Raw genomic sequence first — 11995 nt, 5'->3', positions numbered from 1 at the left:
GTTAGCGCTATGATAGCATTTTTTTGGGTTTTATTTGTATATTACGAGCGTGCTAAAGACGCATCTGTATTCCTTGCGCTGCCATGTACTCTTTGGCCTCCAATACCGTGTACTCACCGAAGTGAAAAATACTGGCGGCAAGTACGGCATCTACGCCGCCTTCTAGTACGCCTTCTGCTAAATGTTGCAGGTTACCGACGCCGCCTGAGGCGATAACTGGTACATTAACGCGGCTCGTAATTTGCTGCATGAGCGCCAAGTCGTAGCCTTTTTTGGTGCCATCACCGTCCATCGAGGTGACCAGTAGTTCACCAGCGCCTAGCTCTGCCATTTTGCTCGCCCAAGCAACGGCATCGATACCCGTTGGCTTACGGCCACCATGGGTGAAAATCTCCCAACGTGGTACGACAATACCATCGACGTTGATATCAGCGACGCGTTTGGCATCGATAGCAACGACGATACACTGATTACCAAATTTTTGCGCGGCTTCACCAACGAACTCCGGCGTAAATACGGCTGCTGAGTTAATCGCCACTTTATCCGCGCCAGCATTGAGTAAATTGCGAATATCAGCGATTTTACGCACGCCGCCGCCAACGGTCAGCGGAACAAATACCGTTTCTGCCATGCGTTCAACAGTATGATAAGTGGTATCGCGCTCATCATTGGTCGCAGTAATATCCAAAAAAGTAATCTCATCAGCGCCCTGTTCGTTGTAGCGTTTGGCTACTTCGACAGGATCGCCTGCGTCTTTGATGTCGACAAATTGCACGCCTTTGACCACGCGGCCATTGTCAACGTCCAAGCAAGGAATGATACGCTTTGCTAACATAGGGTCTTTCACCTTATAATCAATTCATAGGCGCTAGTCTAGCAAAATCACTGCTATTTCAGGCAGGTTTTCGCAAGATTATTACGCTTTTCACCATAGTTTTATCATGCGCGGTACAATTGCTGTCATTACCGCATAAATTTATCCTATTTAACTTCTTATCCAATTGCCAAAAGTGAGATGTCATGTCCGTCTATACCCAGCTAACCGATGACCAGTTTGCCGCCTTTTGCCAAAGCTTTGGCGTGTCGTTTGGCCGCGCGATTCCGATCACTCAAGGTATTAAAAACTCAAACTGGTTTATTCAAACGACTGACGATGTAGATGGCACATACTCTTATGTATTCACTTTATTTGAAGAACGTCCGCCTGCTGATATCGAAAAAATGGCCGTTATCCTCAATCAATTAAATGGCAAGCTACCAGTCGCCGCGCCGCTAGCTGTTATTGAATCAACTGGTTCGCAAACGAATGGCGACGATAAGCGCTATGTCATCCATTATGAAAACAAAGCCATTACTTTAGTACCGTGTCTAGCAGGTTCACATCCAGATCAAACCACACAAGCAATGTGTCATGATATTGGCGCGGCGTTAGCGATGCTGCACGAGACGCTACAAGCACTGCAGCCAAGTGAGCAGTACGGCGTGCCTTTGTACCCATGGGCAGATGTGCGCGACCGTGAAATGCAGTTTATGCCAGGTGACGAAGCCAAGCTAATGAGCGATATCTGGCGCTCTTATTCAGAATTACCACTGCCAACCTTGCCAAAAGGGTTATGTCATTTAGACATGTTCGCTGACAATACCTTATGGAATCTACAAAAAGGTGAAGCGCGTCTGACAGGTCTATTAGACTTTACCGAAGTCAGTGTCGAGCATTACGTGATGGATATTGCCATCACTATCAATGATTTTTGTACCACGTGGGGCGTTGCAGAACAAGGCGAATCCGTTAACTTTGACCGCAGTAAAATGGCGGCGTTCTTACAAGGTTATGAGTCGATCCGCCCGCTAAACAGTGATGAAAAACGTGCACTACCTGTTATGCTAGCAAAAGCCGCGGTGATTTTCTGGCTATTGCGCCTAAATGTGATTCACTACAACCGTACCGAAGGCCGTACGGGTGATAACATCATGGTCAAAAATCCTGACTTGATGAAACGTTTGGCCGCTTATCATTGGGCGCATGTTGAAAAGTCGCAAAATACCGTATTTGTACTATTAAGCAAACCAGATAATCAAATAGTCGGCGTGTTTAGTAGTATCACCCAAGCAGAGCAAGCGCAGGAAACATTAAATAGTAGTGAGTTTGCAATCAAAGAATATACGCTGGATCAATTATCGTAAGCATTGCTTATTCATTTATTCTAGTATCAATGCTAGTACTAATTTTAGTACCGAAATCTTAGAGGCGACCCCATGACCGATCAAGTTGATAACTGGCACAAACTGGCGCGCTACGATACCAATATGCAAGGTGAGCTACACGCAAACCTACTACGTAATAACGGCATCACCGTGTCCTTGCAGCCGCTTAGCGCTATCCCAGGTATGAACTCGGGTATCGTTCTTTGGGTAGAAAGTACCGATCTGGCAGAAGCTCAGCGCATTTTGGATACCATCCCAACTAATGGTGCCGCCTTACTGGATGAAATGAGTGATGCTGACTTTGATGCGCTATCTGCCGCTCAAAGTAACGCTCTCCAAGGCAACCCGACAATAAATGATGAACCGAGCATAAACGATGATTCGCTTAATAATAACAATGGCGGTAACGATTAAATGTGTCAACTCTTAGGAATGAACTGTAATACCCCAACGGATATTGGCTTTAGCTTTGCAGGATTTCGCAAGCGCGGCGGGATGACGGACAGTCATGAGGATGGCTTTGGTATTGCCTTTTTTGAGCGCAGCGAATGCAGTAATAATGACAAAACGAACGATGAGACGGCAAATGACTCAACGGGTTTGCGTCTGTTTCATGACAATCGTCCAAGTCACTTGTCGCCAGTCGCCGATTTGGTCAATAATTATCCAATCAAAGCTATGAATGTCATTGCGCATATTCGTAAGGCGACACAAGGGCAGAACTGCTTGGCCAACACGCATCCCTTTGTCCGTGAAGTCTGGGGCGAGCAGTGGGTATTTGCGCACAATGGGCAGATGAATAGCGAATTTATCAAACGCTGTCAGCGTTTGCAAGACAACGGTAATGCCTCACACTGTCAGCCAGTAGGCAATACTGACTCAGAAATGGCATTCTGCTATTTGGTCAATCGTCTAAAAAGCAGCTTTAAGTCGCGTCCCGATGACAAGGCGCTGTTTAACTTTTTGACCACGCAATGTCGTTATCTATCGGCCAATGGGTTATTTAATTGCTTGATATCGAATGGCAGGTGGCAACTGGCTTATGCGGGCAGCTTACTGTTTTATCTCACGCGTAAAGCGCCATTTGGTGAAGCCAAACTGGCTGATGATGATATGGCGATTAACTTTGGTGATGTGACCACAGACACGGATAAAGTCACTATCTTGGTCACCGTGCCATTGACTGAAAATGAGAAATGGCAGCAGTTAGCGGTCAATGAGTGCTTAATCTTTCAAGACGGCGATGTCATTTATAAAGACAGCCCAAGTCAGCGCAAGTTTTTAACAGTGGATGAAGGCATTGCAATTGCACGAGCAGTTGGGGCGAGTGTTTAGGAGCTATTCCTACTTGTACTTTTAAATCCAATGTCCCATTATAAAATCGATAGTCAACTAAAAATTAGGTGTAGCCATGTTAGGCAATGACATTCAAATAAAACAGCTGGTAGGTGTCGGTGATGTACATCTCAGTTTTCAACCTGATCAAAGAGTGTATTGCCTGATTGGTGAAAATGGTATTGGTAAGACTAAGTGTTTGGAGGCTTTGTTTACTTTATGCTTCACTACCAACGGACTCCTTTATGCAAGTATTATGAGTGACGAACTATTTGCATTTAACAATATAATTTCTGATGAACGTACATTTAATGATATCTCCGATAAAAGCTTAAAGGGCTTTGAAAGTCATAATTCAGCTGTAGTTATGATTGGTGCTTTGAACCGTGGAACCATTGATTATGAAGAAGTAGATGTAAATAAGAACATTGGTACTCGGGATACTCGTTTAAAAAAATATATTGATGAAAGTTTTTCGACTTTGAATAATGAAAAAATGCACAGTTTAGGAATGGGTGAACTATTAAACCAATGGATAATTCAGCGTGCTCAATCTGCTAACCCTTACCAAACCGCCGAAGATAATCGCGAAGTTGAAATCACTACACTGCTAAATTTACTTAACAAAGTAGACGAACGAATCGACAGTAAATTTCTCGAAATCTCAGGAAACAACCGCGTATTTATAAAAGTTGCTGATAAAAAAACCGAACTATCCGAGCTTTCTAGCGGTTTTGCTTCAATTCTTAAAATCATGCAATCTATCATCGCAGGTTATAGCTACTTCACCAACGAAACTAATATCGCCCATGTCAAAGGAGTGGTATTTATCGATGAAATCGAAAGCCATCTACATACCAAGTGGCAAGCGACTATTATTCCTACTTTAAAGCGTTTATTTCCGAATACGACGTTTTATATTACCACCCATTCCGCTATTGTTTTGAGTCAGTTACAACATGGCGAAGCCTATGAGTTGTACCGTGATAAAGAAGACGGCGTGGTCAAAACAGAGCTGATAGAACATCCAAATAATGCTGCATTTGTAGACCTGCTAAAAGATGCTTTTGATATTGATATCAACAAGCTTAAGCTGGCTCGTGACAATGCTCCACAGCAAACAGAGGCGAAACAAGCATTACTAAGCTTATTAGATGAAAAAATTAAGCAGTTAGAGGTAGGGCAATCATGAAAGAGAAAGAGAAACTGTTAGACACAAACTATCTGATTGGTCTGCTCGAAGGCAAAAGTGATGGAGATGATACTGAGCTTTTACAGAATTTGAAAGATTTGCGCAATGAAATAAAATCAGAAAATGTAGAGGTAGTCATAACTCCACTTATCCGTTATGAGTTCTTACGCTATTTTCTTTGGAAAACTCAAGAAAGTGATATCAAAAAATATATTGATGTCATGAATGGACTAACTACTTTAGACATTAGCCAAAATGTAGCAGATTTGGCTGCAGATTTATATCGATTAGATAAATTCGAAGCTAGCAAAAAAAATATAAACAAGAATATTGATAAACGTCAGTTTGATATATTTCATTTTGCTACAGCTAAGATAAATGGTATAGAACTATTATCCAATGACAAGCACTTACCACAACTTGAAGATTTATATAAACTCTATGAATTAGACAAAATACTCTAGAAACTAACCTAAATACTTCCCACAACATCGCTTAAATTTCTCTCCAGAACCACAAATACACGGTTGCTTTTGGCTGACAGTCATCGGAATCGTCGGGTCTAAGAAATACCAGCGCGCATCGTTATTAGCCTTGTCTTCTACCTTCACGAAGGTGGACAGTTCATGATGCGCCTGTATTTTTTCTGCTAAACCACCTGATGTTTCCTCAGGACTTTTAAAATAAGCCTTAAACTCAACCTGTGCATGACGTTTACCGAGTTTTGGCGTGTGCTCTACGATTTCTAATCCTGCCCAGTCCGTCTCTTTAGCCCAACTTTCAATCGCTGCAACACCAAGTAATGCTTGCTGCGCAGGCACTGTGGTATTGACGATATAGTCTGGTTTTATGAGCACAAAGGCGCTATAGCGCGTACGCATAAGCCGCTCGGCTGTCTCCGCTTTTATACCATCTGTTTTATCAACCTCATCATTATAAAAAGCACCATTATAAAAAGCATCATGATAAGGCTGGCAGCAGTCTTGATAGGATAGTGGAGCGTCTGCCGTCTCTGCTGTTGGATTGATTTGGCAAGGGCAAGGATCTGGGTAAGATTGCATATTTTACTCTAATTTTTGTTTGGGCTTATTCGTTTAGGCTCAATGGTCTTTTGATAACTTTATTGCAGCATACTTTTTATTAATTCTGGCAATATGCCGACTTTGAGCTGCGCCCATGCAGAAGGATCGCTTAGTCGTGACCAAAACATCTCAAAAGGTGGGGCGGCATATACCAGTAGCGCAAGGACAGTATATAAGAGTAGGTACCACCATTTGTCTTTTGGCTGATAAAACTTCATCGCCGTACCCGATGAGCGCTTCATTTTCATATTGGACAAATTGACGCTATACAGCTCGTCCAATGACAAATGCACTATCGCGCCACCAAATAGAAACAGCCCATAAAACCAGCTGGTCGTCAGTGGTAGGTGCAAGCCATAATAACTTAGGCACGTCAGACCCAATCCCAGTATCGCCATATACGGCACAGAGTGGATGACACCGCGATGCACCGTCATAGTAGTAAAAATATGAAAAACCACATAACGCATAAAACCGTAGCCCGCCAGCCACAATACTATCAATGCTAGTAAGCTCAAATCACTACGCCAATGCATGACCAGTCCAAAGGCAAATATAAACGAGGTGATATTAAAACCGAGCTTAATCGGTGTTGAATTATCAGAATCCAAGTCTGGCAGCAACCCACCGATAGTACCAAGCGCCACGCACACCAAAAACCCTGAATCATCAATCAATCCAGCTTTATAAACCGTCAAACTCAGTGTGCCGCTGACCATAAAGGCGACATTTAAGTGGGTATTAAAATTTGCCATAAAACTCATTCATCCATAGCGCTCAAAAAGTCCTTTCGAGCGGCGTATCTAGCAGTAAAAAAGCGCACCATGATACCATAGACCATCCATACGTCTAATAGAGATAGCCTGTAAGAGAGAGCTTCTATGCCTGCCAGTGATTTACCCGCCACACTTAACTCTGATACTCATACTAAGCAGCTGCCTGTAGTAGAAGGTCAGCTTGATAACAGCTTTGCTGCCATTGATTGGCAAGTGCCTTGGTTATCGCATATTACTCAATTGAGTTATATCAGCAACACGATTGAGCGCCTTAGTCGCTCGAAATCACAGAGAAATAGCTTGGATGGTTCGAATGATTCAGAAGGTTTGGATAATGCGAAAAGTCTATATGAGCACGATATAAATGCTTCTGGCATCAATACGCCTGACACGATTGCCAAAGTCTTAAAAACGGCGATGACGCAGCAGGCAAATCATTTAGAGCAGCCGTTACCACATACTAAACCTGCTCATGACCACAAATCTCAGACGCTACAGTTCGTCTCTCAAAATGCATTGCCTGGAGGGGAAGCTTATGAGCATTTCATCGGCACAACTGGCAATATCCCGACGCGTGATAACTTGCATGACTTGTTTAATAGTAGTATTTGGCTGACCTTTCCGAAGACTAAGGCTGTGCTCAATTACTATCATATGCTAGAAATCGAAAAGCAAGGCATCAGTGAGCGTCGAGGGCGTGTGCGCGACACTATTACTGTCTTTGATGAGAATGGCGCAGTGCTAGTGACTTCTGATGCTAGTATCGGTGAGGCATTGGTTGATTTTGACTGGCAGGCAAGTTTGGTGAAGCCGCGTGCTAAATGGGACAACCCAACTCAGCCTGATAACAGCGCTCAAGCCGCAGTCTATATTTTTGGGCATGCACTGCTTGAGCAGTTGGTACACCCACGCAAACCTCTATGCGCTCACAGCATTGTCATTCACGTTGCACAAGAATTCTTTACCTTATCATTAGCTGAACGTATGCGCTATTTGGATGACAAGGTTGCCGAATACATGGACACATTATTATCAAATGATGACGTCAAACCGCGCCAGCTTGCGCCTTTACCAATTTTAGGGGTGCCACACTTTTGGGCAGAAAATGCCAATACTGGCTTTTATGAAGACAGCTACGTATTCCGCAATGGACGACGTAAAAAAGACAAAAAATAAATAGAAAGGGATTGCTTAAAAATAGCTCGCTAAACCGTTGTTACGTTTACGATTGTGCCACGATTCGACAACGTCCAGACGTTAACAAAGCCTTGTATGTTTGTTATGGTAAAAGGGAGTTTCTGTTAATCACTACAGATATGATTATCTCTTTTGTTAACACTGACTTTTATCAGACAGTTTTGCGAAACTGTTCTGCTGATCCAAGACAGATCAATCATTTATTGAGCCACCAGTCATACATAAACTTATAATAATTTATGTCCAGGATTTATAACAACGATAAGGAAGCTATCATGAGTGATATTTTTGATGTAAAAGACACCCTTTCGGTTGCTGGCAAGGAACATGCCTACTACAGCCTACCAAAGCTGACCGAAACTTATGAGCATATCAAGACACTACCATTTTGTATGAAAGTGGTATTAGAAAACCTATTGCGTAACGAAGACGGTGGCCAGTCGGTTGGCAAAAACCATATCGAAGCGGTTGCTAATTGGGATGCAGGGGCTGAGGCGTCAAAAGAAATCGCCTTTATGCCAGCGCGTGTGGTATTGCAGGATTTCACTGGTGTACCTTCGGTGGTTGATTTGGCGGCGATGCGTGATGCAGTTGTCGAGCTTGGTGGAAAGGCTGAGCAGATCAATCCGTTTATCCCTAGTGAGCTGGTCGTCGATCACTCTGTACAGGTCGATGCTTATGGTCGCAAAGATGCGCTAGATTTGAATGAGAAGATTGAATTTAAGCGTAATAATGAGCGCTATGAATTTTTGCATTGGGGCAAGCAAGCCTTTGAAAACTTTGTCGTGGTACCGCCAGCGACAGGTATCGTGCATCAGGTTAACCTTGAGTATCTAGCCCGTGTGGTGATGGCAGCAGACGTCGATGGCGAGCTGACAGCTTATCCAGATACAGTATTTGGTACAGATAGCCATACCACGATGATTAATGGTATTGGCGTGCTTGGTTGGGGTGTGGGCGGTATCGAAGCTGAAGCCGCGATGCTGGGTCAACCGTCATCGATGCTGATTCCACAAGTGGTCGGTTTTGAGTTAAAAGGTAAGCTAACCGAAGGCGTCACGGCAACCGATTTGGTATTACGTGTCGTTGAGATGTTGCGTGCACATGGTGTGGTAGGTAAGTTCGTCGAGTTTTATGGCGAAGGCTTACACAGTATGCCGCTAGCGGACCGCGCTACCATTGCCAACATGTCACCAGAGTATGGTGCGACTTGTGGTATTTTCCCAATTGACCAAATGGCGATTGATTACCTGCGTCTATCAGGCCGTGACGAAGAGCAGATTGAGCTGGTTGAAAAATATGCTAAGGCGCAAGGCTTATGGCACGATGCCGATACACCTGCGGCGACTTATTCGAGTAAGTTAGAGCTAGATCTATCGTCAGTACAGCCAGCACTTGCTGGTCCAAACTTGCCACAGCAGCGTATCAATTTGTCTGATATGCATGAGAAGTTTGGCGAAACGCTAGAAAAAATGACCAAAGATCGCAAGTCAGAAGTAGAAGGCAAAGTACGCTTTGATCAAGAAGGCGGTGAGCAAGAGCAAGCGGAACACTTGGCAGCTGAACCGAATATCGAAGTTGATACGAGTGATGACAATGCAAGTTATGCGCCAGCAAACAATGTCTTCTCAAATGTCAGCATCGATGATAAGCAGCATAAGTTACGAGACGGATCGGTAGTTATTGCTGCTATTACTTCTTGTACCAACACCTCAAACCCAGCAGTAATGATTGGTGCAGGACTAGTGGCCAAAAAAGCGGCTGCCAAAGGACTTAAAGCCAAACCTTGGGTTAAGACATCGCTCGCACCCGGTTCTAAAGTCGTAACCGACTATCTTGAGAAAACCCATCTAATGGATGAGCTAGAAAAAACGGGCTTCTACCTAGTCGGTTATGGGTGTACCACGTGTATCGGTAATTCAGGGCCATTGTCAGAAGAGATCGAAAAAGGCATTGAAGAAAATGACTTAGTCGCGGCAGCGGTACTGTCTGGTAACCGTAACTTTGAAGGTCGTATTCACTCACATGTCAAAGCCAGTTACTTAGCATCACCACCGCTAGTGGTTGCCTATGCGCTGGCAGGTACTGTTGATATTGACTTGACGACTCATCCACTCGGACAGGATCAAGATGGCAATGATGTATTCCTAAAAGATATCTGGCCGACTTCAGAAGAGATCAACGAGTTAATTGCCAACAATATTGATGCTGATATGTTTCGCAAAAACTACGGCGAAGTGTTCGACGGTAGTGCCGCATGGAACGCAATTAGTTCAGCGGATAGCCAACTATATCCATGGGATGAAAGGTCAACGTATATCAAAAACCCACCGTTCTTTGATGGTATGACCATGGAGCCAGAAGGCATTCCTGATATCGAAGGCGCGCGTATCTTAGGTCTGTTTGGTGACTCAATCACTACCGATCATATCTCACCAGCAGGTAATATCGATCCAGACTCACCAGCAGGTAAGTACTTGCAAGAGCGCGGTGTGATGGAAGCAGACTTCAATAGCTATGGCTCACGCCGTGGTAACGATGCAGTCATGACCCGTGGTACCTTTGCCAACATCCGTATTAAAAACACGATGATGGGCGGTAAAGAAGGGGGCTATACTTATTACTTCAAAGATGACAGCGCTACGCTACAAGATGGCGAAGAAATGCCTATCTATAATGCAGCGATGAAGTATAAAGAAGACAAGCGTCCGCTCGTCGTGCTTGGTGGAGCAGAGTATGGTTCTGGTTCGAGCCGTGATTGGGCAGCCAAAGGTACTATCTTGCTAGGTGTAAAAGCCGTATTGACCAGCTCGTTTGAGCGTATTCACCGTTCAAACCTAGTCGGTATGGGCGTGTTGCCATTGACGTTTAAAGACGGTCAAAATGCGGAGACATACAAACTAGATGGTTCTGAAGTGCTGAGCATCACAGGTCTGGACAATGGCGAGAGTAAAACAGCCACGGTTACGGCTACACGTGCTGACGGAACGGCAGAAACCTTTGAGGTAAATGTCGGTCTACAAACGCCAAAAGAGCGCGAATATGTGCGTCATGGCGGCGTATTGCACTATGTACTACGTCAACTGGCTGCTGAAAGCAAAGAAGCTGGCTAGTGATGTACTAGACTTGGCATGAAAAAAGCCCAATCTCCGTCAAAGTAGGGGGTTGGGCTTTTTTATGGAAGACGTTTTTTCTGCTTGTTACTCTACTCTTCAAGCCTTTTCAGTCAGCAGCTTAATTCCTAGCCCCATAAATACGACACCACTTATTTTATTCATCATGAATTCAATTTTTGGATTCTCTCTTAGTTTTTTGCTGAATTTTGACGCTAGCAGTGCCAAACTCAAGCACCATATAAAGCCTGTAGTGGCAAAAGTCAGCCCCAACATCAAAAATGACAGCATGCCATAAGCATAACTAGCGTCGATAAACTGAGGAAAGAACGCCAAGAAAAATAAAGCGACTTTTGGGTTAAAAGTATTGGTCAACACACCTTGCTTGTATATTTGCCAACCATCCACAGCCTTTTGACTAGTCACGTTCTGATCTTTGGATAAATTGTTTGCTATCGAGTTAGAGTTTTTACTCGTCAGCATCTTAAAGCCTAAATAACACAAATAGCTGGCCCCAACATATTTGACAATCATAAAAGCGGTAGGGGAGTTGGCAAGTAATACGGACAATCCTAGCGCTGCCAATAACGTATGTACCAAAATACCCGAAGTAATGCCAAGAACAGAATAAAACCCTGCTGTTTGCCCCTGTGAAATACTACGGGTGATGATGTACATGCTATCCGTACCTGGCGTTAGGTTTAATAAAATAGCCGCCAAGATAAACCCCAGATAATTCTCGATACCAAACATCGCAATCACTTCCCTTTAATCACGCCAAGCCCCATCATTTATAGTATGTGGCTGCACTTTATCAATATGCTTATCAGATCGATATTAACGAGTATTAGATAGGTTGGCAATAGCGCTATCAACACTAAGCTAGCAGCTATTAATAATAAGCTAACGACAACAGAATAGAGGATTTCAAGAAACGACAGACATAAAAAAGCCCAGTCACCGTATGATGACTGGGCTTTTTTATTGTTCGCTTATTAGTCTAATCTGATGCTAAGCAAAAGTGCTAATAAGTGACGCCGAATAGTGGCGTCCCCAGGGGGATTCGAACCCCCGTTACCGCCGTGAAAGGGCGGT

General features: G+C 43.8%; 11 protein-coding genes. 7 read left to right on the top strand and 4 right to left on the bottom strand.

Annotated elements, in window-relative coordinates; translation table 11 throughout:
* Positions 1–52: 52 nt before the first annotated feature.
* A complete protein-coding gene (gene hisF / locus DXK30_RS12115) occupies positions 53–835 on the bottom strand; it encodes an imidazole glycerol phosphate synthase subunit HisF (RefSeq protein WP_101205985.1) in 783 nt (260 codons plus the stop codon).
* Between the two features lie 185 nt (positions 836–1020).
* Between hisF and DXK30_RS12110 the strand changes: the two genes are divergently transcribed.
* The 5 genes from DXK30_RS12110 (at position 1021) to DXK30_RS12090 (ending at position 5196) form a co-directional block, all read left to right on the top strand.
* On the top strand, positions 1021–2184 hold the full coding sequence (locus DXK30_RS12110) for a homoserine kinase (protein ID WP_114701899.1): 1164 nt from the start codon (positions 1021–1023) through the stop codon (positions 2182–2184).
* Between the two features lie 72 nt (positions 2185–2256).
* Complete coding sequence (locus DXK30_RS12850) at positions 2257–2619, top strand: hypothetical protein (protein WP_227670753.1); 363 nt, start codon at positions 2257–2259, stop codon at positions 2617–2619.
* Positions 2620–3540: a class II glutamine amidotransferase gene (locus tag DXK30_RS12100; protein ID WP_114701898.1), complete on the top strand. Its 921-nt coding sequence runs from the start codon at positions 2620–2622 to the stop codon at positions 3538–3540.
* A gap of 76 nt (positions 3541–3616) precedes the next feature.
* Positions 3617–4732 (top strand): AAA family ATPase, encoded by a 1116-nt coding sequence (locus DXK30_RS12095; RefSeq protein WP_114701897.1) that lies wholly within the window; start codon positions 3617–3619, stop codon positions 4730–4732.
* Positions 4729–5196: a type II toxin-antitoxin system VapC family toxin gene (locus DXK30_RS12090; protein ID WP_114701896.1), complete on the top strand. Its 468-nt coding sequence runs from the start codon at positions 4729–4731 to the stop codon at positions 5194–5196. The genes DXK30_RS12095 and DXK30_RS12090 overlap by 4 nt, the downstream gene beginning before the upstream one ends.
* 3 nt (positions 5197–5199) lie before the next feature.
* Here DXK30_RS12090 and DXK30_RS12085 read toward each other — a convergent pair whose 3' ends face one another.
* Both DXK30_RS12085 and DXK30_RS12080 read right to left on the bottom strand, forming a co-directional pair.
* The gene (locus DXK30_RS12085) at positions 5200–5793 is read right to left on the bottom strand and encodes a YchJ family protein (protein ID WP_114701895.1); all 594 of its coding nucleotides are present in this window, start codon (positions 5791–5793) and stop codon (positions 5200–5202) included.
* Between the two features lie 59 nt (positions 5794–5852).
* On the bottom strand, positions 5853–6569 hold the full coding sequence (locus DXK30_RS12080) for a metal-dependent hydrolase (RefSeq protein WP_114701924.1): 717 nt from the start codon (positions 6567–6569) through the stop codon (positions 5853–5855).
* Between the two features lie 126 nt (positions 6570–6695).
* On the opposite strand from DXK30_RS12080, the gene DXK30_RS12075 reads away from it, so the two are divergent.
* Complete coding sequence (locus DXK30_RS12075; protein WP_114701894.1) at positions 6696–7766, top strand: DUF3025 domain-containing protein; 1071 nt, start codon at positions 6696–6698, stop codon at positions 7764–7766.
* Between the two features lie 296 nt (positions 7767–8062).
* On the top strand, positions 8063–10900 hold the full coding sequence (acnA, locus tag DXK30_RS12070) for an aconitate hydratase (RefSeq protein ID WP_114701893.1): 2838 nt from the start codon (positions 8063–8065) through the stop codon (positions 10898–10900).
* 99 nt (positions 10901–10999) lie between these two features.
* Here acnA and DXK30_RS12065 read toward each other — a convergent pair whose 3' ends face one another.
* Positions 11000–11653 carry a LysE family translocator gene (locus tag DXK30_RS12065; protein WP_114701892.1) on the bottom strand — a complete coding sequence of 218 codons (654 nt, stop codon included), beginning with the start codon at positions 11651–11653 and terminating at the stop codon, positions 11000–11002.
* Between the last annotated feature and the right edge of the window lie 342 nt (positions 11654–11995).

The organism is Psychrobacter proteolyticus (assembly GCF_003350005.1).
Taxonomy (GTDB): domain Bacteria; phylum Pseudomonadota; class Gammaproteobacteria; order Pseudomonadales; family Moraxellaceae; genus Psychrobacter; species Psychrobacter proteolyticus.
This window is presented reverse-complemented; position numbering and strand designations above follow the sequence as displayed.